The organism is Chelativorans petroleitrophicus (assembly GCF_025398195.1).
In the GTDB taxonomy this organism is placed as follows: domain Bacteria; phylum Pseudomonadota; class Alphaproteobacteria; order Rhizobiales; family Rhizobiaceae; genus Chelativorans; species Chelativorans petroleitrophicus.
The window spans coordinates 1-22,333 of the sequence record NZ_JAODNV010000025.1; the positions used below are offsets into that span (position 1 = coordinate 1).

21 protein-coding genes are annotated in these 22,333 nt (G+C 62.4%); 17 read left to right on the forward strand and 4 right to left on the reverse strand.

Translation table 11 applies throughout. The features are described 5' to 3' along the window. Positions 1-84: 84 nt before the first annotated feature. From NYR54_RS17725 to NYR54_RS17760, 8 genes are all read left to right on the forward strand, one after another. Positions 85-327: a hypothetical protein gene (locus tag NYR54_RS17725; RefSeq protein WP_261517056.1), complete on the forward strand. Its 243-nt coding sequence runs from the start codon at positions 85-87 to the stop codon at positions 325-327. Between the two features lie 571 nt (positions 328-898). Continuing rightward, positions 899-1,891, forward strand: a complete 993-nt coding sequence (locus NYR54_RS17730) for an ABC transporter substrate-binding protein (protein WP_261517057.1) — start codon at positions 899-901, stop codon at positions 1,889-1,891. A gap of 5 nt (positions 1,892-1,896) precedes the next feature. After that, positions 1,897-2,670 (forward strand): ABC transporter ATP-binding protein, encoded by a 774-nt coding sequence (locus NYR54_RS17735; RefSeq protein ID WP_261517058.1) that lies wholly within the window; start codon positions 1,897-1,899, stop codon positions 2,668-2,670. 7 nt (positions 2,671-2,677) lie between these two features. Then, on the forward strand, positions 2,678-3,466 hold the full coding sequence (locus NYR54_RS17740) for an ABC transporter permease (protein ID WP_261517059.1): 789 nt from the start codon (positions 2,678-2,680) through the stop codon (positions 3,464-3,466). Next, the gene (locus NYR54_RS17745) at positions 3,463-4,857 is read left to right on the forward strand and encodes an amidohydrolase family protein (RefSeq protein ID WP_261517060.1); all 1,395 of its coding nucleotides are present in this window, start codon (positions 3,463-3,465) and stop codon (positions 4,855-4,857) included. The genes NYR54_RS17740 and NYR54_RS17745 overlap by 4 nt, the downstream gene beginning before the upstream one ends. Before the next feature lie 133 nt (positions 4,858-4,990). Beyond that, positions 4,991-5,980 carry an isopenicillin N synthase family dioxygenase gene (locus NYR54_RS17750; RefSeq protein ID WP_261517061.1) on the forward strand — a complete coding sequence of 330 codons (990 nt, stop codon included), beginning with the start codon at positions 4,991-4,993 and terminating at the stop codon, positions 5,978-5,980. A gap of 68 nt (positions 5,981-6,048) precedes the next feature. Continuing rightward, complete coding sequence (locus NYR54_RS17755; protein ID WP_261517062.1) at positions 6,049-6,489, forward strand: antibiotic biosynthesis monooxygenase family protein; 441 nt, start codon at positions 6,049-6,051, stop codon at positions 6,487-6,489. A gap of 10 nt (positions 6,490-6,499) precedes the next feature. Beyond that, entirely contained in the window at positions 6,500-7,372 is an 873-nt protein-coding gene (locus NYR54_RS17760; protein WP_261517063.1) for a sigma-70 family RNA polymerase sigma factor, read from the forward strand. A 25-nt stretch (positions 7,373-7,397) separates the two neighbouring features. On the opposite strand, the gene NYR54_RS17765 is transcribed toward NYR54_RS17760, so the two are convergent. Then, positions 7,398-8,375, reverse strand: a complete 978-nt coding sequence (locus NYR54_RS17765; RefSeq protein ID WP_261517064.1) for an isopenicillin N synthase family dioxygenase — start codon at positions 8,373-8,375, stop codon at positions 7,398-7,400. Between the two features lie 276 nt (positions 8,376-8,651). Here NYR54_RS17765 and NYR54_RS17770 point away from each other — a divergent pair, with 276 nt between their 5' ends. Both NYR54_RS17770 and NYR54_RS17775 read left to right on the forward strand, forming a co-directional pair. Continuing rightward, the gene (locus tag NYR54_RS17770; protein WP_261517065.1) at positions 8,652-9,863 is read left to right on the forward strand and encodes an OpgC family protein; all 1,212 of its coding nucleotides are present in this window, start codon (positions 8,652-8,654) and stop codon (positions 9,861-9,863) included. Positions 9,864-9,935: 72 nt separating this feature from the next. After that, on the forward strand, positions 9,936-11,525 hold the full coding sequence (locus NYR54_RS17775; protein WP_261517066.1) for an OpgD/OpgG family glucan biosynthesis protein: 1,590 nt from the start codon (positions 9,936-9,938) through the stop codon (positions 11,523-11,525). 90 nt (positions 11,526-11,615) lie between these two features. On the opposite strand, the gene NYR54_RS17780 is transcribed toward NYR54_RS17775, so the two are convergent. Then, complete coding sequence (locus NYR54_RS17780) at positions 11,616-12,542, reverse strand: manganese catalase family protein (RefSeq protein ID WP_261517067.1); 927 nt, start codon at positions 12,540-12,542, stop codon at positions 11,616-11,618. A 370-nt stretch (positions 12,543-12,912) separates the two neighbouring features. Between NYR54_RS17780 and NYR54_RS17785 the strand changes: the two genes are divergently transcribed. The 7 genes from NYR54_RS17785 (at position 12,913) to NYR54_RS17815 (ending at position 20,243) form a co-directional block, all read left to right on the forward strand. Further along, positions 12,913-13,302, forward strand: coding sequence for an MbcA/ParS/Xre antitoxin family protein (locus tag NYR54_RS17785; RefSeq protein WP_423738640.1), 390 nt, complete (start codon positions 12,913-12,915; stop codon positions 13,300-13,302). Beyond that, entirely contained in the window at positions 13,299-13,991 is a 693-nt protein-coding gene (locus NYR54_RS17790) for an RES family NAD+ phosphorylase (RefSeq protein WP_261517069.1), read from the forward strand. Before NYR54_RS17785 ends, NYR54_RS17790 begins: the two co-directional genes overlap by 4 nt. 344 nt (positions 13,992-14,335) lie before the next feature. Next, on the forward strand, positions 14,336-15,670 hold the full coding sequence (gene ugpB, locus NYR54_RS17795; RefSeq protein WP_423738641.1) for a sn-glycerol-3-phosphate ABC transporter substrate-binding protein UgpB: 1,335 nt from the start codon (positions 14,336-14,338) through the stop codon (positions 15,668-15,670). A 72-nt stretch (positions 15,671-15,742) separates the two neighbouring features. Beyond that, complete coding sequence (gene ugpA / locus NYR54_RS17800) at positions 15,743-16,627, forward strand: sn-glycerol-3-phosphate ABC transporter permease UgpA (RefSeq protein ID WP_261517070.1); 885 nt, start codon at positions 15,743-15,745, stop codon at positions 16,625-16,627. Positions 16,628-16,637: 10 nt separating this feature from the next. Beyond that, positions 16,638-17,486, forward strand: coding sequence for a sn-glycerol-3-phosphate ABC transporter permease UgpE (ugpE, locus tag NYR54_RS17805; RefSeq protein WP_261517071.1), 849 nt, complete (start codon positions 16,638-16,640; stop codon positions 17,484-17,486). Positions 17,487-17,496: 10 nt separating this feature from the next. Beyond that, positions 17,497-18,642: a sn-glycerol-3-phosphate import ATP-binding protein UgpC gene (locus tag NYR54_RS17810; protein WP_261517072.1), complete on the forward strand. Its 1,146-nt coding sequence runs from the start codon at positions 17,497-17,499 to the stop codon at positions 18,640-18,642. A 386-nt stretch (positions 18,643-19,028) separates the two neighbouring features. Beyond that, a complete protein-coding gene (locus NYR54_RS17815; protein ID WP_261517073.1) occupies positions 19,029-20,243 on the forward strand; it encodes an MFS transporter in 1,215 nt (404 codons plus the stop codon). A gap of 596 nt (positions 20,244-20,839) precedes the next feature. Here NYR54_RS17815 and NYR54_RS17820 read toward each other — a convergent pair. Next, positions 20,840-21,931, reverse strand: a complete 1,092-nt coding sequence (locus NYR54_RS17820) for an alpha-hydroxy acid oxidase (protein ID WP_261517074.1) — start codon at positions 21,929-21,931, stop codon at positions 20,840-20,842. A gap of 42 nt (positions 21,932-21,973) precedes the next feature. After that, a complete protein-coding gene (locus tag NYR54_RS17825; RefSeq protein ID WP_261517075.1) occupies positions 21,974-22,324 on the reverse strand; it encodes a RidA family protein in 351 nt (116 codons plus the stop codon). Between the last annotated feature and the right edge of the window lie 9 nt (positions 22,325-22,333).

A 22,333-nucleotide genomic window follows, 5' to 3' on the forward strand; every position in this document is an offset into this window, starting at 1 on the left:
CGCGCCATGGCGCAGGCCACTGCCACCTGGCCTGGTTTTGCGCCGCCGCGTGGCCGGATTTTGCACCGCCGTTGACAGGATGCGTTGAGGACCGGCTGCCTGAAGGTACTTGCCGCACGGGTTCTTGCCGTGCGGCAAGAGGAGGGCAGCCTTGCGACGGATATCCAGCATCGCCAAACCCGGGAGATCGAGACGCTTCACATCGCGCGCATCTATGACTGCACCGGCATCGCCAGGAATCTCGAGGATGGCTCACACACGATCATCCGTTCGCTGATCGAGCGCGGGCTTGCACGGCTGATCCCTTCAAGCTCGGCCTCGACGTGACCCGCGAATGCGCCGTCATCGATGCTGACGGCAGCGCCTCCGGCAAGCTGTTCGCAGTCGGCCCGCTCACCCGCGGCACATTCTTTGAGATCGATGCAGTTCCGGACATCCGCCTGCAATGCAAGGCACTCGCGGAAGCGTTCACTGCCCCTTGAGCGGGTTCATTCGCTATCATCAGGGCGCACCCGGTTGCGGCGTTCCGCCGTCTCCTAATAGGTCAGGCTAAGGCAAAATTGATTATTAAACAGGCAGCATCGGCCTGCGCCTATTATTTAGGCGTGACGTGCGTGTCCTTTGCGCAGCTCTGAGCGTGTTGCAAGAGCGACATCTCGCGGAATCAAGGCTTTCTGCGTTTGGCACGCCTCCTGCATATCCATCTGCGAGTAGAAGCGGTTAGGGCCCATCGGGCCCGGGACATTGCTCGGCATAGCGGGAATCCACACCGGGGTATCTGATGCCGGCTTCTGATCTTCAACGCGCAAAACACTCACACCAGGACCAACATCCGGCGCGCCGGATGCGGGGCCCTGAGTCATGGCGGAATGGCAACATCCAGATGGGGAAAAACCAGATGCTAAAAGCGCTCTCCAAGACACTCCTCTCCGGCTTCTTCGCGGCTTCCACCCTCATGGTCGCGCACGCAGCCGACAAGGTGGTTTTCCAGCTCGACTGGCTGCCTGGTGGCGACAAGTCGGCAATCTTCATCTGCATCCAGCAGGGCTTCTGCGCCGACGCCGGTCTCGAAATCACCATAGAAAGCGGCCGCGGTTCCTCCGAGGCGATCACCAAGCTGGCCACCGGAGTATCGGACATCGGTATTTCCGGCATCGGCGCACTGATGGCCGCCAGGGCCAACGAGGACGTGCCCGTGACGGCCGTGATGTCGCTGTTCAACAAGGGTCCCCACGCCTTCTACACGGTCAAGGGCACGATGGAGACGATCGAGGACGTGAAGGGCAAGACGGTCGCCACGTCGCCCTTCACGGAGTCCAATGTCTATCTGCCGCTGGTATTGATGGATCTCGGGATGGAGGAGTCCGACATCACGCTCAACAAGGTCGATCCCGGTGCCCTTGGCCCCATGCTGATGACCGGCGCGACCGACGTCATTATCGCCTGGATGACGGACCTGACCCGCTACACCACCCAGGCCGCGGCGGCTGGGAAGGAGCTGGCGGTTTTCCCGTGGTCGGACGCGGGGCTGGAGCTCTATTCGGCGTCGCTGGTGGCCTCCGACGCGTTCCTTGCGGAGCGGCCCGAGGTGGCCCGTCGCTTCATTGCGGCCTACAGGCGTTCGCTCGAATTCATGCGCGACAATCCGGCCGGGGCCGCCGAGTCCGTCATCGCGATGGTTCCCGAGCTCAGCGCCGAGAATGTGGAGGGGCAGGTCAAGGATACCATCGGCCTGATCTTCAACGAGGTCACCGAAAAGGATGGGCTGGGCGTCTTCACGCCGGAGCGGCTCCAAGCGACCTGGAAGCGCGTAGCGGCCGCGCAGGGTCTCGATGAGGCGGGGCTCGATCCCGAGACTCTCGTAGACCGCAGCTTCGTGCCGGAAAGCTGAGCCGCATGACCGCGCAGGCCGCCATATCCTTTTCCAATGTTGGGCAGGTGTTCCGGACTGCGACCGGATCACTGGAAGCCCTGCGCGGCGTCGACATGACGTTGCATCGCCACGAATTCGTGGCGGTGCTTGGCCCCTCAGGCTGCGGCAAATCCACCCTGCTGCGGCTCGCCTCGGGCCTGCTCAGCCCCACTAGCGGGACCGTCGAGGTGTTCGGCCTTCCAGTGCGGGAGCCGCGCGACGATATCGGTATCGTTTTCCAGAAGCCGACGCTGCTGCCCTGGGCCAATATCGAGGACAATGTGGTCTTTCCCGCCCGCCACAAGACCGGAAGGGTGAGCAAGGACGACCACCTCCAGGCGCAGGCCATCCTTGCCAGGGTCGGCCTCGCTGGCTTTGAAAAGCGGCTGCCCTCCGAACTCTCAGGCGGCATGCAGCAGCGCGTCGGCATCGCGCGCGCCCTGTTCATGAATCCCGACATTCTGCTGATGGACGAGCCCTTTTCCGCCCTGGACGCGCTGACGCGCGACGAGATGGGGTTCGAACTGCTGCGCCTCTGGGAGGCGCAGCCCAAGACGGTGATGTTCATCACCCATTCGATCAGCGAAGCGGTGCTGCTTGCCGATCGTGTGCTTGTCATGAGCGAGCGGCCGGGCCGCGTCATCGAGAATCTGAGGATCGATCTGCCGCGTCCGCGCGGCTTCGAGACTGCGAACAACAAGGTCATGCATGACTATGTTTCACACCTCCGAGGCCTCCTCCTCAAGCGCGCCGCGTGAAGGGGGCATGGATTTGCGGAAAACGGCGCTCAACCTTGGCCGCGCGCCCGGCCTGCTGCCGCTGGCCACCTTTCTGGCGATCCTGATCGTCTGGGAAGTGTCCTGCCGCGTCCTGGCGATCCCGCCTTTCGTGCTGCCTTCCCCGAGCCGCATAGTTGGCGGTTTCGAGGCGATATCGGCCACGCGGTGGCTTGAGCACGTTTGGGCGACGCTGCAGGTTGCGCTTGCCGGCTACTTCGTCTCGATCGCGGTGGCGCTTCCGCTTGCAATCATGCTGACGCGATCAGAAACCGTGTCGCGCGCCCTTTATCCGATCCTCGTCGTCATCCAGTCCACACCCGTGGTCGCGGTGGCGCCGATTATCATTGTCGCCCTCGGCTCGGGCGACGCGCCGCGCGTGGTCATCACCTTTCTCATCACTTTCTTTCCGCTTGTCGTCTCCACCACAACGGGCATGCTTGCCACGCCGCCGGAGCTGATCGAGCTGTCCCGCAGCCTGCGCGCGCCTGCCATCCGCGAGATCACCCAAATCCGGCTGCCTTTCGCGATCCCATACATCTTCTCGGCCCTGAAGATATCGGTCACGCTGGCGGTGATCGGCGCCGTGGTTTCCGAGTTCGTGGCGGCAGATAAGGGCATTGGCTACTACATCCAGTTCTCCACATCCATGTTCCAGGTGCAGCAAGCCTGGGCGGGCCTCGTCGTGCTCGTCGCCATGTCGCTGGTGCTTTTCCAGGCCGTCTCGGCCGTCCAGCGTATCTTCTTCGCCTGGAGTCTTCCCCCGGAGCGGTCATGACGGATTTCATCATCACGGGCGCTGTTGGCATCCTCACGGGCCTTGAAGGTAAGGCGGCGCGGGCGGAAGGCTCCATTCGCGTCAGGCAGGGCCGCATCGCGGAGATCGGCGCGCTGAAGCCGCTGCCCGGCGAAAAGGTGATCGATGCCTCGAACGCCGTTGTCACGCCAGGCCTCGTCAATACCCACCACCACCTTTTCCAGAGCGTGCTGAAGGCGGTGCCGGAAGGCATGAACGAGGCTCTGGCGGCCTGGCTGCGGCTGGTCCCCTACAGCTATTGGCATAGGCTGGACGAGGAAGCGCTGCGCGTCTCGGCCACGATCGGGCTGGCGGAGCTCGCCTTGTCCGGCGCGACCACGGTAGCAGACCACCACTACTTCTTCTCGCCGGTCTACGATTTTGATCCGGGCGACGTGCTGTTCGAGGTGGCGCGGCATTTCGGCGTGCGCTTCGTGTTTTGCCGCGGCGGGGCGACGACGGGCCGCAAGTTCGACGGGGAGCGGACCCTGCCGCTGCCCACCGAAACGCTGGATGCCATGATCGATAGCGTCGCCGCAGCGGTAAAGCGCTGGCATGATCCGTCGCCGGATTCTCTGCGGCGCGTGGTCTTCGCCCCGACAACCCCCACTTTCTCGCTGAGGCCGGGAGAGCTTTCCGAGCTGCGCGCCGCCCAGCGCGCAATGGGGTTGAGGCTCCATAGCCACTTGTCGGAGAACATGGACTACGTCGCCCATACGCTCACCCACCATGGCAAGCGGCCTGTCCACTGGCTGGCGGACAATGATTGGCTGGGGCCGGATGTGTGGTTCGCCCATCTGGTGGAATGTGAGCCGGATGAGGTGAAGCTTCTGGCCGAGACGGGTACTGCCATGGCGCATTGCCCCCAAGCCAACTGGCGCCTCGGCTCCGGCGTTGCACCGGCAAGCATGCTGGACGAACTCGGCGGCATCGTCTCGCTCGCGGTGGACGGGGCAGCCGCCAACGAGGCCGCGGACATGGTCTCCGCCATGTATGCCGCTTTCTCGGTCCATCGGGCTGTCCGCGGCGTTAGTGCGACGACGGCAGAGGGCGTGCTGCGCTGGGCGACCGCCGGCGGCGCCCGCGCGCTCGGCTATGACGACATCGGCACGATCGAGGTCGGCAACCTTGCGGACCTCGCCATCTTTGACCTCTCCGATCCGCGCTATTTCGGCCAGCACGACCGCGTCATCGGCCCGGTCATATCTGGCGGCGGTGCCCGCTTACGCCACAGCTTCGTGGCTGGCCTGCCGGTGGTGGAGAATTACGCGCTTCCGTGGCTCGACATGGAGCAGCTTGCCGCTGATGCCCGCCGGGTCGTGGAGCGCATCGCCCGCAACGAGACAAGGGAGAAGGCCCGGGTCGGTATCTGAGGGAGCGCCCGTCCCAGCACGAAATGCCAGGAGTAGAAGCGGTTAGCGCCATCGGCGCGGGACATTGCTCCTTTTCACGGAATGCGGCTTCGGCGCCGCGCAACGAAAAACGGAGTAAACGATGCAGAGCAATATGGCGCGAAAAGACTATGGTCTCGTCGAACTCAACAAGGAAGCCACCTTCGGCGGCATGGGCAGCGTGAAGGAGCGCGAAGTTCCGCAGATCGACCTCAGCGATTTCGAGGCGCGCAAGACGGAGATCGCGGACCAGCTCTGGGATGCCGCGACGCGGATCGGCTTCTTCCAGCTCGTCAATCACGGCATTCCGCAAGCCCAGATCGACGAGGCATTCGAGTACACCGAGCGATTCTTCAATCTCGCCCCCGAGGTGAAGGCCAAGTATCCGCTGGAGAAAGGCACGAATGCCGGCTGGGAATACAAGGCGCAGGTGCGCCCCTCGACCGGGACGGCCGACAACAAGGAAAGCTACCAGATCACACTGCCGCGCATGGCCAAGCTTTGGCCGACAGGCGACGAGCTGCCCGGCTTCAAGGCGGTGATGCTCGCCTTCGAGCGTGCCAACTGGGCGCTAGGTATGAAGGTACTGTCCTGCTTCGCGCTGAAGCTCGGCTTCGAGCCGGACTTCTTCACGGAAGCGCATGACCCGATGTCGCCGGAGTATCAGTGCACGCTGCGCCTCATTCATTACCTGCCGATGGTAAATGCGAAACCCGAGGACTTCACGGGCTGGCGCGCCGGCGCGCATACTGACTTCGACTGCCTGACGCTGCTTCATCAGCGGCCGGGGCAGGGGGGCTTGCAGCTCTGTCCGGGCAAGGAGGCCACCGGCGGCGAATTGGAGTGGACCGACGTGCCCCCGCTGCCGGGTGTGATCACCTGCAATATCGGGGACATGCTGATGCGCTGGAGCGACGATCAGCTTCAGTCAACGCTGCACCGCGTGCGCATGCCGCGTGAGGACGAATATCTCGGCCCTCGCTACTCGCTGCCGTTCTTCTGCCAAGCCAACAGGGACGCCATCATCCAGGGCCCGGGTAATAAGTACGAGCCGATCAGCGCGGCCGACTATCTCTATCAGCGCGTGACGGCGAACAGCCTGTAAGCCGTTCTCGACAATAAAGCGGGCGTTCCTGCGCCCGCTTCCTCCCGCCTTATACCGAAGGCACCTGAATGAAGGGGGTTAAGCGGGAACACTATCATCGCGAAGACGGCGCATGTCACATTTCCCGGCCGTTGCTTGTCATGTCCTGCGCAACAACGGTTTCAAAGGAGATGATGATGACCGGCAAGGCGACGATCAACCCCCAGGAAGGACGTCTGACCCTCATCAATGTGTACGAAGTCGAGCCTGAAACGCAGGCTGCGTTGGTCAAGGCGCTCACGGATGCGACCAAGAGCACGATCCGGCATCAGCCCGGCTTCATTTCGGTCAGCATTCACAGCAGTTTCGATGGCCGCAAAGTCGTTAACTATGCGCAATGGGCCTCAAAGGAGCATTTTGAGGATTTCATGAAGAAGCCTGAGACGCAGGATCAGCTAAAACAGTTCGCTGGGCTTGCGAAGTCCGTGGCTCCCAGCCTCTACAGGGTTGACGAGGTTATTGCGGAGTAGAAGACGGCAAATGAACGACATCCCGTCAGATCCGTCGTTCACCGATTTGCGCCCGCGCCTCGTCCGGCTGGCGTATCGCATGCTGGGATCGGTGGCGGATGCCGAGGATGTCGTTCAGGACGCCTGGGCGCGGTGGCTAGCGGCAGATCGCACTTCGGTGCGCGAGCCGGCCGCCTTGCTGCGCACCATTGTCACGCGCCTTTGCCTCAACGAGTTGAAATCCGCCCGGCGCAGACGCGAGACCTATTTCGGCGTGTGGCTGCCCGAACCCATTGTTGAAGACTGGGAACCGGATGCGGGCGACGACATCACGCTGCCGCTGATGATCGCACTGGAACGGCTGTCGCCGCTGGAGCGGGCGACCTTCCTCCTCCATGACGTCTTTGGAATGAGCTTTGACGAGGTCGCGGGCGCCATCGGCCGCGAACCCGCAGCGTGCCGCAAGCTCGCAAGCCGCGCGAGGGAGCATATCCGGGCGACACGGCCTCGCTTTAACGTGACGAAGGAGCAGGGGCTGGAAATTGCCGCAGCTTTCTATGCTGCGTCGCGTAATGGTGACCTGCAGAGGCTCCGCTCCCTTCTGGCTGAGGATGTCACGGCCTCAACGGATGGCGGCGGCAAGGTTCCCGCCTCGCCGCGCCCGTTGATCGGTATAGCCGCGGTGATGGCACGGCACGAGCAGCTCGCGCACGAGTTCCGCCAGTCTCCGTCGCTTCTCATCCGCTATGCGATCATCGACGGGTTGCCGGGTTTCATCACCATCGAAGGCGGCGGGGTTGTCCAGACAACGGCCCTGCAAATTGCGGAGGAAAAGATCGTGGCGATCTACATCACCAGAAATCCGGACAAGCTCAGGCATCTGCACGACGTTTCCGTGCAGTAGGAGGGCGCCACGTTCCGCCATACCTTCAGGCCGCAGCATAGGTCTTGCGATACATGGCCTGAAGGTGATCCTCGACCGCGATGGGCGGATATTTCGGCTTTTCGCCCGGCGCCAGGCAGGTCGGGATGCATGAGACCTCGTAGTCGGGATTGCCGGTGAAGAAGAACGGCACGGAGTAGCGCTCGCGCCCCGAGCGATTCACGACCCGATGCAGTGTCGAGCGGTAGCGGTCATTGGTCCAGCGCGCGATCATGTCCCCGAGATTGACCACGAACGTGCCGGGAATGGGTGCGGCCTCTATCCAGCGGTCGTTATTGTTGTCAAAGACCTGAAGGCCGCCAACATCGTCCTGAAGCAGCAGCGTGATGCCGCCGAAATCGGTATGCGCGCCCGCGCCCATCTCATCGGGCGCGGTCTGCGGGGGCTGCGGCGGATAGTGCAGCAGGCGAAGGATGGCAATCGGATCGCGAGAGAAGCCTGCGAAGTAGTTTTCATCAAGGTCCAGCGAGAGCGCCAGCCCGCGCATCAGCCGCTCACCGAGGTCGAGCATGGCGGCGTGGTAGGCGCGCATGACCGGCCGGAATCCGGGCGCGTTCTGCGGCCACTGGTTGGGGCCATGATTGAACTTGCGCGCTACGACGCGTGGATCGTCCTCCGGCAGCTCCAGCCCGATATAGTAGCCTTCCTTCCGGTCCGGCTTGGCACCGGCCTGCAGCGTCTGGCCGCCGAGCGGCTCATAGCCGCGATTGCAGAAAGATTTCGTCTTGTGCACGGCCATCTTGGCCTCAAGCGGCAGGTCGAAGAACCGGCGCGTCTCGTCAAAGACGGCGTCGATCAGACCCTGCGGAATGCCGTGGCCCGAGCAATAGAAGAAGCCCGTGTGGAGGCACGCCGCGCGCAGCGCTTCCCCCACCGCCTTACGCGCAGCAGGATCGGAGGACGAGAGCCCCGAGACGTCGATGACGGGCAATCCTTGGATTGCGGGCGCTGAACTGGTGTTCATCATCACCTCCATGCTGCAAGCTTCCTCTTCTCTGAAAGCAAAGGATGTGCCAGCCGCACAGAGTCGGCGTTTTGCAGGCTCTACAACGGATCAGGGCCGGAAACCCCAGGAACGAAGTGCCCTTTAACGATGCAAATTGCCTATTGTGCGAGACCTGCACCCGGCCCGGCATAACGGACGTTCAAACGGGGCGAACAGATTGTGATGCAGCCTGGCGGGCCTGCCTGTGTTAGTCCCCCAGACCGTTGGGACGCAGGCATATTCCGAAGGAGCTTCATGCGACGCCTCGAGATTTTGGACGGCATGCGAGGGTACTTTCTCGTTTTCATGATGCTGAACCATCTGACCTTCACCGGCGGCTATCTGCTGGTGAAGATCAATCACGGGGAGCTGGGCTATGTGCAGGACGCACAGGGCTTCGTGTTCCTTTCCGGCCTCCTTGTCGGCATGGTCTATGCGCGCCGCATGCTGAAGGAAGGATACGTGGCCGGTGCCAGAAAAATCCGGAAGCGGGCGCTGGAGATCTACCGCTATGCGGCGGGCTCCCTCCTGGTCATCATGGCGCTCGGCCTGGTTCTCACCAGCTCCGCCACCTATTGGGAGCCCTGGCTGTGGAATCTGGCCAGCCACGATCCGATCTATGCGATCGCCTCGCTGCTGCTCATCTACCAGCCCACCTACATGGACATCCTGCCCCAATACATCATCTACATGCTGGTGGCGCCGCCGCTCGTCTGGCTTTGCGTGACCGGGCGCTGGATGTGGGTGGCCGCCTTCTCGGCCGTGCTGTGGGTCGCCGTCCAGCTCAGCCTGCATTATCCGCTCGCCGCAGGCACGCGCTATCTTCTGGACCTGATTCACGAAGGACGGATGCTGCGCACCGCATTCAACGTGTTCGCCTGGCAGATCGTCTTCATGGCGGGTCTGGTGCTCGGCTCCCTGACGGCGACGCAGCAGATCGACTGGAAAAAGGTGTTCACGCCGCGAAGCACGGCTCTCGTTTCGGCGGCGCTTGCGCTGTTTCTCGCTTTTATGGCCATCCGTCTAAGCTTCACCTTCGGCGTCATACCGGAGGAGATGGGGAAGCGCTTCAGGGCTCTCGACAACCGGGTCCAGTTCAGCTTCATCTATCTCGTGAACTTCCTTGCGACGGGCTATCTGGTCGCGTGGCTGGTCATCGCCGGGCCGGAGGCGAACAGCCGCGTGGTGCGAGCGATCAGCAAGGGAATGCGCTGGGTATTCAGCCTGTCATTCCTGCGCCTCATCGGCCGCCATTCGCTTCAGGTCTACGCCTGGCACGTGGTCGTCATCTATCTGTTGAAGGGCTTCGAATATCACCACGGTCCCTTCAACGAATGGACCAAGACGGCAATTGCCTTATTGGCGATCACATCACTTGCAATACCGGCTCTTTACAGGGAGCGCGCCCGCCTGTGGGGCAGGTTTCCTCTTCTCCAGCGCAACGCGGGCGCCGCCGGCGGCGAATGACAAGCGGGGTGCCCCTTTAGTAGCTGCGCGTATCAGCAACTCATCATGAAATGAGCAAGGGACGGACATTCCATGATCGAGTTCAACCGACGCGACATCCTATCGTTTGTCCTGTCGTCATCGCTCGCGGCCGTGCTTCCGGCGACGGCCCGCGCGGCGGCGGCCGATCCGGGGAAGCTGATCTTTGGTGGCCCTGAACCCTTCAGCTTCGATCGTCTGAAAAGCCAAGCGGCCGAGATGGCCGGAGAGCCGTGGCAGGATGGACGGTCACCCCACACCGGCATCCTCGAGAAGATCGACTATGACCGGTTTCAGGCAATCCGCTTCAAGAAGAGCCATGCGCTTTGGACCGACGGCAGGGGCGGCGCGCCCGTGCAGTTCTTCCATCTGGGGCGCTACTTCCAGGAACCGGTGCGCATCCACGTGGTGGAGAACGGACAAGCGCGCGAGATCCTTTACCGCCGTAGCTATTTCGACCTGCCTGAAGGACATCCCGCCCAGGAACTGCCCGACAATATCGGCTTTTCCGGGTTCCGGCTGCAGGAGTCGTCGCAGGAAACGGATTGGGTGGCCTTTCTGGGCGCCTCCTATTTCCGCGCCTGCGGGCCTCTGAGCCAGTACGGGCTTTCCGCGCGCGGGCTTGCCATCGACACGGCCCTGCCGAAGCCGGAGGAGTTCCCGCGCTTCAGCCGGATATGGCTGGAACGGAAGGAAGGGGAGGCGGACCGTGTTCTTGTCTATGCGCTTCTCGACAGCCCGAGCATTACCGGCGCCTACCGGTTCGACTGCGTGAAGGGCGAAACCCAGGTGATGGATATCGAGTGCTCTCTCTATCCCCGCAAGGCGATAGAGCGCCTCGGCGTCGCGCCGCTCACCTCCATGTACTGGTATTCGGAGACGAACCGGATGCAGGCGGTCGACTGGCGGCCGGAAATCCACGATTCCGACGGGCTGGCCATCTGGAGAGGTAATGGCGAACGCATCTGGCGGCCGCTCAACAATCCGCGAACCACCATGACCAACGCGTTTCTCGACGAGCATCCGAAAGGCTTTGGCCTGCTCCAGCGGGACCGGAACTTCACCCACTATCAGGATGACGGGGTGTTCTACAATCGCCGCCCCTCTGTATGGGTCGAGCCGAAAGGTGACTGGGGTGAAGGCGAGGTGCAGCTTGTCGAAATTCCGACGGATGACGAAATCCACGACAACATCGTTGTCTATTGGGTCCCGGGTGATCCGGTCGTGCCCGGTCAACCGCTCGATTTCTCCTACCGCCTGCACTGGACGGCCGAAGAGCCCTATCCGGCCGAGCTCGGCAGGGTGGTGGCCACCTACACCGGCATAGGGGGAATTCCGGGCCAGCCGAGGCCGAAAGACTCAATGCGCTTCGTTGTCGATTTTCGGGGAGGTAAGCTTGGCACGCTTGCCCGGGGTGATGCAAAACCGGTCATAGATCTTTCCCGCGGCGAAGTCAGCCTCGCCGATTCCTATCCGGTAGTGGGCCAGCCCGGGCTCTACCGCGCCTTCTTCGACACGACCATCGAAGGATCGGACCCGATTAACATGCGGATGTTCATACAGGGTGAAGACGGAAACGCCCTGACGGAAACCTGGCTCTACCAGTATCTTCCGTCTCTCGCGGGCGACCAGCGCGGCACCTGACCGGCAGGAGCACGGAGAGCGGTTCAGGCTCCGACCGGACCTGAACCGCGCTTGAGCCGTGGCCAGGGAGACGGGCCACGGACGGCAAGCTTATCGCGACTTCTTGTAAAGCTTGGCCGCAACCTCAAACATCTCTTCGGGGGCATAATCGGGCGTGAAGGCGGACGGTTCGCCCACGAGCTCGTGGATCTTGCCGCCCTCGGGCATGCCCTCGACCACTTCGAGCTCCCCGGGCGGATCGCCGGGAAGCGACCCCTCGCCACCGCCCCACACAGCCGTGATTTCCGCGTAGTCCTCCGGGCTGAAGGTGTAGAGACGTCGGTGCGATCCTTCTTCGAGGTATTTCTGGCACTCCGGAATTTTCGCGAGCGGGATGTTCGGCGTGGGCAGCATCTTTTCGATTTCGACACCCGTGATCTTCTTCAGCGCAAGCCCGTATGCGTGAGCATGCACCGAGCCTCTGACGAGCAGGTATCCGCAGACCTCGCGCCCCGTGGGATCGGTAAGGCTTTCGTAGACCCTGAGCTTGTGGAGCCTTGCGCCGCATTCGAGATGGAAATTGTGGAGCAGGTCGAAGATGACGTTGCCCGTCGTGGTGACGAAGTCCTTGTTCCAACTCAGCCCGTTGCTGTCGACCGGTACGGCCCCGCCGCCATGCGAGAAAAAGCCGGCCGCCAAGCGTATATCCTTCATCATGTCGAATGGTGCGTCCGCGATGTCCGCCGGTCCCTCCTCGTCGCGGTCGGGCATATCCGGGCCGTTGTTGAGCATCGCCACGCCGTTGCTCACCAGTTCGACGTGGCCCAGCTCCTCGGCGGTGATGGCGGCCACCAGGCTGTAGAACGGCCGCAGCTTGCTCTTGGAACGGAAGTTGAAGCTCTGGAACAGGTAGTTTCCGAGGGTGGACATTTCGCCATATTTGCCGCCGAGCAACTCCTGCAGCGCAGAGGCTGCGTTGGGATCCTGCTTGGCGGGTGGCGGCAATTCGATTTGCAGCTTGTCGACGCGTAAGAACATGCTCTGCTCCTCCATTTGGGCCAATCCCAACTAAGGAGAGAGCGAACAGTTCCGACCGTGCCGGCGAAAACAAGCACGCAGCATCGACCGGAACTGAAAGGAGACAGATGGGCACCGTAACAGCCGGTGCCCGCGCCGGCTGCGCGTCAGAAAACGAAGAGGTACAGGAGTATGATGACTACGAGCGGGACGCCCATAAGCCAGAGAACCACACCCTTTAACATTGAAGCGTTCCTTCTTTTGTTGCCGGGAAACGCCTATCTTCAGAGTCGGTTCCGCTGGCGCATGACCAGCATTCCACCACAGGCTTGACTTGGTTCACATGGCCTATAATATAAGACCATATGAACTCCATGGCTTGGGACGCACTATGGAAGCCTTGGCTGAAAAAACCCGGACGGACGAAACGGTTCGCGTCGCCTTGAAGGCATTCAACAATATCGCGAACGAATGGCAGCTTTCGCTGTCCGAAGCGGCGGCGCTGGCCGATATGTCCGAAAGCACTTGGAAAAGGGCGAGGAAGCCGGGCTATGCCGGTACGCTGACCAAGGACCAGATGCTGCGCCTCAGCGCTCTTGTCGGCATCTACAAGGCGCTGAAGCTTTACTTCAGCCCGCCGATAGACACCGGATGGATGCGGCTGCCCAATCAGGGCCCGCTATTCCAGGGCAAGCGGCCTGTCGATACCCTCATCGAGAACGGTCTGCCCCATTTCCTTCATGTCCGCAATTATCTGGATGCGCTGCGGGGCGGAGCTTGAAGATCACGCCACTGAACGATCGCGCGCTGGTCAGACTGATCCCGGCCACATACCACAAGCCTCCGGCTCTTCGCGGCCTGGTGGACAGCGACGAGGAGATGGAAGTCCTGGCGGAGATCGAGGGGCTGACCAGCGCGCGTCTTATGGCGGAGGAGGGGCGCTCGCCATATGTGGATCGGCGCGAACTGGCCTGGCAGCGCCGGAAGCACGATCTGCGTATTTATGGCAACACCCATGTGAACGCGGCCTTCACCTACACCCGCAAGGGAGGCAATCGTTTCAACGACGAGACGAGGGGCGCCTGGTATTGCAGCTGGGATCCTATGGTGTCGGCGGCCGAGGTCGCGTTCCACAAGACGCGCGAACTCCGCTACATAGGCCATTTCCATGATACGACGCGATATGTGGAGCTTCTGGCCGATTTCATCGGCGACTTTCCGGATATTACGGACGAGCCGTATCATCCGGCACTCAATCCCGACATCGCGCTCGGCTACCCCGAGGGGCAAAACCTGGCCAACCGGTTGCGCAGGGAAGGCCATCTCGGATTGATCTACCCGTCCGTCCGTGCTCCTGAAGGCAATTGCCTCGTAGCTTTCGAGGCCTCGGTGGTCCAGAACGTCAGGCCGGGAGCCAAGTGGGACATCGTTTGGGACGGCTCCGAACACTACAGCATTCACGGCGTCTGAAATCGCAGGAGGTGCGATTCGAGTCATCTCAAGTGCCTTCAAGAGCCGCAACAAGGCGCTCGAAATCGTGGAGCGGCGGCTTAAAGCAGAGCCCTTTCTGGTGGATAGCGCAAAAGCCGCCGGAGGCATCGGGCTTTACCCCGGTGGATAATGATGCTCATATGACAGTTCGACCGCGGCGCTTTCCGGCAGTTTTGGGCTTGGGCATGCGCGAGTGGAGGGGGCTCCGGCCATGTGCCGGTAGTTTTCTGCGCAGCTTTTCGAGTCAATCTGTCATCGGCGCGTAACAGAGGTCGGGGAAGAAGCGCTGGCAACAAGGCGCAGTGATAAGGGAGAGATAGGTAATGAGATTGCGTAAATTCATGGCGGCGGCTGCCGTTGCGACGTTCCTCGTTCCGGGGGCGGTGACGCTGGCCGAGGCCCAGACGCAAATCCAGTGGTGGCATGCAATGGGCGGCGAGCTTGGCGCCAAGCTTGAAGAGATCGTCGAGAACTACAACAAGTCTCAGGACCAGTACCAGGTCGTCCCGACCTACAAGGGCAGCTACCCGGAGACAATGACCGCTGCCATCGCCGCCTTCCGCGCCGGCCAGCAGCCGCATATCGTGCAGGTGTACGAGGTGGGCACTGGCACGATGATGGCCGCTAAGGGGGCGGTCTATCCCGTCTATCAGCTGATGCAGGACGCGGGCGCCGAGTTCGATCCGTCTGCTTTCCTGCCGGCGGTCGTCGGCTACTATACGGATACGGACGGCAATATGCTCTCGATGCCGTTCAATTCCTCGACGCCGATCCTCTACTACAACAAGGACGTGTTCGAGAAAGCCGGGCTTGATCCCGAACAGCCGCCGAAGACGTGGGCCGACGTCGAGGCCTTCTCGAAGAAGATCATGGAGTCGGGCGCCGCGCCCTGCGGCTTCACCACCGGCTGGATCTCCTGGGTGCAGCTCGAAAATCTTTCCGCCTGGCACAACCAGCCGATCGGCACGCTGGAGAACGGCTTCGGCGGTCTCGGCGCGGAGCTCACCTTCAACGGCCCGGTGCAGGTCAAGCACTGGACGAACCTGAAGAAGTGGCAGGACGAGGGCATCTTCCAGTATGGCGGCCCCGTGGGTGGCGATGACGCTCCGCCGAAGTTTTACGCGCAGGAGTGCGCGATCTACATGAACTCCTCCGCCTCGCGCGCCGGTGTAGTGGCCAACGCCAAGGATTTCGAGGTTGGCTACGGGATGCTCCCCTACTACGACGACGTGGAGGGCGCACCGCAGAACTCGATCATTGGCGGCGCCACGCTGTGGGTGCTCATGGGGCACGAGGATGAGGAGTACAAGGGAGTAGCAGACTTCTTCAACTATCTCTCCTCGCCCGAGGTCCAGGCCGAATGGCACCAGTTCTCCGGCTATCTGCCGATCACTCAGGCGGCCTACGAACTCGGCCAGAGCCAGGGCTTCTACGAGAAGAACCCGGGAACAGATGTCGCCATCAAGCAGATCACGTTGAACGAGCCCACGCCCAACTCCAAGGGCCTGAGGTTCGGCAACTACGTGCAGATCCGCGACATCATTGACGAGGAGTTCGAGCAGCTTCTGTCCGGCAACAAGTCCCCACAGGAAGCGCTCGATGCGGTTGTGGAGCGCGGCAACGCTCTCCTGCGCGAGTTCGAAGATACGAACGGCTGAGCTTGTCGGCTGATCCCTGACGTGAAGCCCGCGTGAAGGCGCGGGCTTCCCTCTCTTTTTTGAAGTTTCAGGATGCAGAACAAGCGCACAATCTTCGGCAACCGCGTGCTGCCCTATTGGCTGCTGCTGCCGCAGCTCGCCATAACCTTCATATTCTTCCTGTGGCCGGCCGCCCAGGCGGTCCGCCAGTCCTTCCTGCGTGAGGACCCGTTCGGGCTGAAGACGAGCTTCGTCTGGTTTCAGAACTACGAAAGGCTCTTTGCCGATCCGCTCTACCTCAATTCCCTAAAGGTGACGGCCGTCTTCGCGCTCGGGGTCGCCGCCCTGTCTCTGGTCACGGCGCTGGTGCTGGCGCTGGCGGTGGAACGCACGGTCCGCACTTCCCGAGCATATACGACCCTTCTGGTCTGGCCCTATGCCGTGGCGCCCGCGGTGGTGGGCATCATGTGGTGGTTTCTCTTCAACCCGACGATCGGCATCCTGCCCTATGTGCTCAGCATGGTCGGGTACAGGTGGAACCATGTCGTATCGCACACGGACGCGATGATCCTCGTCATCATCGCGGCGAGCTGGAAACAGATCTCCTACAATTTCCTGTTCTTCCTGGCGGGTCTTTCCGCGATTCCCCATTCGCTGATCGAGGCGGCGGCGATCGACGGGGCAGGGCCGGCGAAGCGGTTCTTCACCATCGTGTTCCCGATGCTTTCGCCGACCACCTTCTTCCTGCTCGTGGTCAACATCGTCTATGCGATGTTCGACACCTTCGGAGTGATCCACGCTACAACCGAGGGCGGGCCGGCGCAGGCGACCAACATACTCGTCTACAAGGTGTTCGAGGATGGCTTCATCGGCCTCAATCTCGGCTCCTCTGCCGCGCAGTCCGTCGTGCTCATGATCATCGTCATCGCGCTCACCGTCATCCAGTTCCGCTGGATCGAGCGCCGGGTTCAGTATTGAGGGGCACAAGATGGTCGAGAATAGACCCTTTCTGAACCTGCTGTCGCACCTGGTGCTGATCGTCGGCGTGGTGATCGTGGCCTTCCCGGTCTATGTCGCGATCATCGCTTCGACGCGCGGGCCCAACGACTTCATGTCGGGCATCATCCCGCTTCTTCCCGGGCCGCATACCCTGGAGAACTACCGTGAGGTCCTGTTCGCCGGCGTGTCCACGTCCGGCGCGCCGCCGATCGGGCCAATGATGCTGAACAGCCTCGTGATGGCGCTCACCATTGCCATCGGCAAGATCGCGATTTCCCTCCTGTCGGCCTTCGCGATCGTCTATTTCCGCTTTCCGTTCCGGCAGCTCGCTTTCTGGGCGATCTTCATCACGCTCATGCTGCCGGTCGAGGTGCGCATCGTGCCGACCTTCAAGGTGGTGGCCGACCTCCACCTGCTCGATTCCTATGCGGGGCTGTCGATCCCGCTCATCGCTTCGGCCACGGCCACCTTCCTGTTCCGGCAGTTCTTCCTGACGGTTCCCGACGAACTGGCCGAGGCGGCGCGCGTCGACGGCGCGGGGCCGATGAAGTTTTTCCGCGACATCCTCCTGCCGCTGTCGCGCACCAACATCGCGGCCCTCTTCGTCATCCTCTTCATCTATGGATGGAACCAGTATCTCTGGCCGCTGATGATCACCACCAAGCCGGAGTACTATACGATCGTCATGGCCATCAAACGCATGGCTGACGTCGCCGACGCGATTCCGCGCTGGAACGTGGTGATGGCGACCGTGGTGCTCGCCATGCTGCCACCGGTCCTTGTCGTGGTGCTGATGCAGCGCCTGTTCGTCAAGGGCCTGATCGAAAGCGAGAAGTAGGACTTATCCCATGAGCGCCATCAATATCCGTAATGTCAGAAAGTCCTATGGCAGCGTCGAAGTGATCCACGGGGTGAGCATCGACATCGCTGATGGCGAGTTCATCGTCATCGTCGGCCCCTCCGGCTGCGGGAAGTCGACCCTGCTCAGGATGGTGGCAGGGCTCGAGACGATCACCTCCGGCGAGATCGAGATCGGCGGGCGGGTGGTCAACCGGCTGGAGCCGCGCGAGCGCGACATCGCCATGGTGTTCCAGAACTATGCGCTCTACCCGCACATGACCGTCTACGACAACATGGCCTATGGCCTGAAGATCGCCGGCCTCTCGAAGGCGGATATCAAGACCCGCGTCGCTAAGGCGGCCGAGATGCTGCAGCTTACGCCCTATCTCGACCGCAAGCCGCGTGCCCTTTCCGGCGGCCAGCGCCAGCGAGTGGCCATGGGCCGGGCACTGGTGCGCGATCCGGCGGCCTTTCTGCTGGACGAGCCGCTGTCGAACCTCGACGCCAAGCTCAGGGTGCAGATGCGGCTCGAGATCAAGCAGCTCCAGCGTTCGGTGGGCACGACAGCGCTTTACGTGACCCACGACCAGGTGGAGGCGATGACGCTCGCCGACCGGCTCGTCGTCATGCACGACGGCGTGGCGGAGCAGATCGACACACCCATGGCCGTCTATTCCCGGCCGGCGACGACCTATGTCGCAGGTTTCATCGGCTCTCCGGCCATGAACATGCTGCCTGCGGAATCAGCTGGCAACCGCGGGCTGACGCTTACCAACGGCGCGGTGGTGAAGCCGCGCGGAACGCGGCTGCCGGAGGCAGGGCGCAAGGTGATCCTCGGCGTCCGGCCCGAGCACCTCGTGCTCGTCGCGCCGGGCAATGCGGATCTGGAGCTCGACGTGATTGCCATCGAAACGCTGGGCGCAGACACGCTGGCGCATGGTAAGCTGCCGGGCGCCGCAAATGGCGATGGCGATCTGGTAGCGCGGCTGCCTGGAAGCGTTTCGGTGAAGCCCGGAGACCGCCTGCCACTCGCCATCGGCCCCGGAATGGCGCACCTGTTCGATGCCGGGACGGGCGCGAGACTCGAGGAAGTCGATCTTACGGTCGACGCACCGACAACCCGCACCAGGAAGAAGACGGCGGCGGAGGCTTAACAGCCGTCGGGGCGGCGCCACCACGCAACCGCCCCGGAACCGCCCGCCTGCGCTCGCGTCGGGTGCGCGGCCCTCAGCACGGCTTGGAAGACCACGCCGATATGCCGTCGGTCCCCTGGGGCCATCGATCTGCTAGTCTAACACCTTGCGGTGCTTATTTCGAAACTCATCGAAATGAAATTGACGGCATGCAAAGGCCTTGGCAATGCTGTTGCGATGACACTCGAAACAGTTGCACTCCAGCTTGAGGTGACAGGCGACCCGGCAGGCCTCCAGCTCTGCCGAATTGTTCGCGCCGGAAGGCAAGGCCTTGCGGTAAGTGCGGTCCAAGAGAAGTTGGGGATGGCGGCCCCCATTGCCGTCGGGGCATGGTTCCCGAGCGTCGCTTGACGGCCCTTCAGGACGCAGTGGACACCCGCGGGTTCATCAGTGCCCTCGGGGCGGCGCAGATATGCTCGTGGGGAACGTTGTTCTATGCCTTTCCCCTGATTGCCGAGGCGATGCGGGTCGATCTCGGCTGGTCGAAGGCCGAGCTTTACGGAGCGGCCACCTGCGGCATGCTTTTGGCGGGGGCGGCCGCGTATCCCGTGGGTGCCGCCATCGACCGTGGCCATGGCCGCCTCCTTATGGCCGGGGCATCCGTCGCGGCGGGGCTGATGCTGGTCGCTTGGTCTCAAGTCACCACTCTTGCCGCCTTTTATGCCGTCTTGGCCGTGCTCGGCTGCATGCAGGCCGCGACACTTTACGAACCGGCATTCGCCGTGATCGCACGCCGGGTCGGACCTCTGGCTGCGCGCAAGGGCATCACCGCCCTAACGCTCTGGGGCGGCTTCGCGAGCACCGTCTTCATCCCGGTCATTCAGTTCCTGATCGACAGCTATGGCTGGCGCGGCGCGCTCGTCGGCATGGCTGCGATCAATATCGTCATATGCAGCGTCCTGTATTTCCTCGCCATCGACCCCAGTAAGGATGCTCCGGCCCGTGCCCACCGCCCAGACGAGGCAGCGCCGCTTGCGGGGAGGGTGGCGGTGGCGGCCGCGATGCGCAAACCCGCCTACTGGGGCCTCATGTTCGCCTGGATATCCTATGCGGCGGCGTTCTCGTCGCTGACCTACCACTTCTATCCGATGTTGCTCGAGCGCGGTCTGGGCTCGTCCGGTGTCGTGACGGTGCTGGCGGTGATCGGTCCCGCGCAGGTGGCCGGCCGCGTTCTTATCAGGGCATTTGCGTCGGAAACGCCCGTGCGCTGGCTGGGATCGGCGATCGTGATCGTCTTTCCGCTTGCGGTGGCCGGTTTCGCATACGCGCCTGCGCAGGTCGTTGTCATCGCCTCCATCGCGGCGCTCTACGGCGCAGCCAACGGCATGATCACCATCGTACGCGGAATTGCGGTTCCCGAGATGGTCACGCGCGATGCCTATGGGGCGGTGAACGGATCCCTTGTCGCGCCGACGAACATCATGCAGGCTATCGCGCCGCTGGCCGCCGCCGTGATCTGGCAGGCGAGCGGCGGCTACAGAGCGGTGCTTGCCGCAATCTTCGCCGGGTCGCTTACGTTGTGCGCCGGGTTCTGGTTCGCCGCCGCGAATGCGAGGTCCTGACGTTTCGTGCGTATCGATTGAAGGTACGATGCTCTAACTGATGCATCCCGCCCATCACCTGGCTGGGCAATTGCAGATGAGCGTTCCCTTACCGCCTCCCCTCGACAAGCTTGGAATCGGCACCTCCCGCCCTTCGACAGGCGCAGGGCGGGAGAGGAAACGCGGTGGTTGGGTTCGACGCGGCTTAACCGGCCACCTTCCCTTTTTCGCCGCGAGGAGAGGTGAAGAGATTCTCCGGCGGACCAGCCGGCACATCATACAATCGCTGGCACCATGGACACCTTACCGCAGCCTTTGGACGGGGCGCCGCGCATGACGGGCAGAATTCCACTGTGGGCATACGACCTCCTCCAGGAAAAGACTGAGATGCAAAGAGGATGAGGCCTATTGCCTTCATGAATGTCACGAAATTGAGGCGCTATCCACTTGATTACAGCGAAATAATGCCCTTCTAAGGATTTGGGCAGGCCTAGCAGGAAGTCGGATCGATTGTGGTCCGGTCGACTTGGTACTCCGTACCGGAAAAACTGCACACCTGCGCATCTACCTTCCATCCGTTAAGGTAGAGCCAGGGAGAAAGCCCCACTCCCTGGGCTCTATCTGCGCCGGAAGATATGAGGGGACAGTTCGCTGACCGAGCTGCAACCCAGGTGGCCGAGCGTGGTCCAGAACTCGTCGCGCAAAAGCTCGAGCACGCGCTTGACCCCGGCCTCGCCATCCGCGGCGAGGCCCAGTGCGGCGATGCGGCCAAGCGCCACTGCATTGGCGCCCAGCGCAATCGCCGTAGCGATGTCGCTTCCGCGCCGAATGCCGGAATCGAAGATGATGGGTACATCCGGCCCGGCTTCCTCACGCACATCGGCGAGTGTGTCGATCGCGGCCGGAACCCTGTCCACGGTTCGCCCGCCATAGTTTGAGACATAGAGACCGACGGCTCCCGCCTTCAGCGCACGGTAGGCGTCGGCGCGACTGCCGATGCCCTTGACGATGCAGGGCAGGGGCGATGCAGCGATCACCCTGGCGGCCTCGTCCCAGCCCCATCTGGGTTTGGTGAAGTCAAGCAGTTCCGCGAGCATGGCAATGTCGGATTTGCCGGGGCCGAAATTGGATGGCTCACCCTGTCCCGGTATGGAGAATCTGTCCTCCATCATGCGCTCGCGCCATTGGCGGATAGGGGAAAAGGTCACACAGATGTAGTCATAGCCTGCGTCCTTCGCCCGATGGATCATGTCGATGACCGCGGTTTCCTCGCCGCAGAAGGTCATCTGGAAAATGGCCGCCGCCGGGGAAGCGGCGCGCACTTCTTCGAGCGAATGGGCCGCCGCGACCGGCACAATCTGACGGATGCCGGCGGCGTGGGCAGCGCGGCCGACCGCCAGCATACCGTCGGGATGAAAGAGCGTTTCACCGCCACCGAAGGGTGCGGTGAAGGCCGGAAAGCTCAGCTCATAGCCAAGGACGGATGTACGTGTGTCGGGGTTCTTCACGCCCGTGAACAACGGCGCATCGAAAAGATACCGATCGAAAGCAGCGACGTTGTCGCGGGCGGTGATCTCGTCCCCCGTGCCGCAGTGAAGATAGTTCCAGCTTGTATCGGAGAGCTTTCTGCGTGCAGCCTCGCGGATGCCGCGCAGCGTGGCGAATTTCTCGCTCGTGGCGTAGCGGTCGTCTCTGCGTGTCTCTTTCATGGTAAAATCCAGACGGCACCACGCGGGCAGCCGCTAAAAACTTCAACCGACGGCTGCTGTGATGACCACTTCGATGAGCCGGCGCGGGTCGCCGAGGTCGGCGCCGCCGATAGTCGCACGCGAGGGCAGGTGATCCTCGCCGATCCACTCGACCCACACCTTGTTCATCTCTTCCTTGGCCGACATGTCGGAAAGGTAGATGCGCGCGTGCAGGATCCTGGTCTTGTCGCTGCCCGCTTCGGCCAGCAGCTTGTCGAGCTTTTCGCAAATCTGGCGCGTCTGCCCCGCCATATCGAGGTCAAGATCGTTCGCGGCATGACCGCCGACATAGAGCACGCCGTTGTGTTCCACCGCACCGTGCATGATGCGGTGCTTCCTGTAGCGCTTGATCATTTTCTTTCC

Coding starts and splice junctions, on each gene's coding strand:
- NYR54_RS17730 (WP_261517057.1), top strand. CDS start 899: ATGCTAAAAGCGCTCTCCAAGACACTCCTCTCCGGCTTCTTCGCGGCT.
- NYR54_RS17735 (WP_261517058.1), top strand. CDS start 1,897: ATGACCGCGCAGGCCGCCATATCCTTTTCCAATGTTGGGCAGGTGTTC.
- NYR54_RS17740 (WP_261517059.1), top strand. CDS start 2,678: ATGGATTTGCGGAAAACGGCGCTCAACCTTGGCCGCGCGCCCGGCCTG.
- NYR54_RS17745 (WP_261517060.1), top strand. CDS start 3,463: ATGACGGATTTCATCATCACGGGCGCTGTTGGCATCCTCACGGGCCTT.
- NYR54_RS17750 (WP_261517061.1), top strand. CDS start 4,991: ATGGCGCGAAAAGACTATGGTCTCGTCGAACTCAACAAGGAAGCCACC.
- NYR54_RS17755 (WP_261517062.1), top strand. CDS start 6,049: ATGAAGGGGGTTAAGCGGGAACACTATCATCGCGAAGACGGCGCATGT.
- NYR54_RS17760 (WP_261517063.1), top strand. CDS start 6,500: ATGAACGACATCCCGTCAGATCCGTCGTTCACCGATTTGCGCCCGCGC.
- NYR54_RS17765 (WP_261517064.1), bottom strand. CDS start 8,375: ATGAACACCAGTTCAGCGCCCGCAATCCAAGGATTGCCCGTCATCGAC.
- NYR54_RS17770 (WP_261517065.1), top strand. CDS start 8,652: ATGCGACGCCTCGAGATTTTGGACGGCATGCGAGGGTACTTTCTCGTT.
- NYR54_RS17775 (WP_261517066.1), top strand. CDS start 9,936: ATGATCGAGTTCAACCGACGCGACATCCTATCGTTTGTCCTGTCGTCA.
- NYR54_RS17780 (WP_261517067.1), bottom strand. CDS start 12,542: ATGTTCTTACGCGTCGACAAGCTGCAAATCGAATTGCCGCCACCCGCC.
- NYR54_RS17785 (WP_423738640.1), top strand. CDS start 12,913: ATGGAAGCCTTGGCTGAAAAAACCCGGACGGACGAAACGGTTCGCGTC.
- ugpB (WP_423738641.1), top strand. CDS start 14,336: ATGAGATTGCGTAAATTCATGGCGGCGGCTGCCGTTGCGACGTTCCTC.
- ugpA (WP_261517070.1), top strand. CDS start 15,743: ATGCAGAACAAGCGCACAATCTTCGGCAACCGCGTGCTGCCCTATTGG.
- ugpE (WP_261517071.1), top strand. CDS start 16,638: ATGGTCGAGAATAGACCCTTTCTGAACCTGCTGTCGCACCTGGTGCTG.
- NYR54_RS17810 (WP_261517072.1), top strand. CDS start 17,497: ATGAGCGCCATCAATATCCGTAATGTCAGAAAGTCCTATGGCAGCGTC.
- NYR54_RS17820 (WP_261517074.1), bottom strand. CDS start 21,931: ATGAAAGAGACACGCAGAGACGACCGCTACGCCACGAGCGAGAAATTC.
- NYR54_RS17825 (WP_261517075.1), bottom strand. CDS start 22,324: ATGATCAAGCGCTACAGGAAGCACCGCATCATGCACGGTGCGGTGGAA.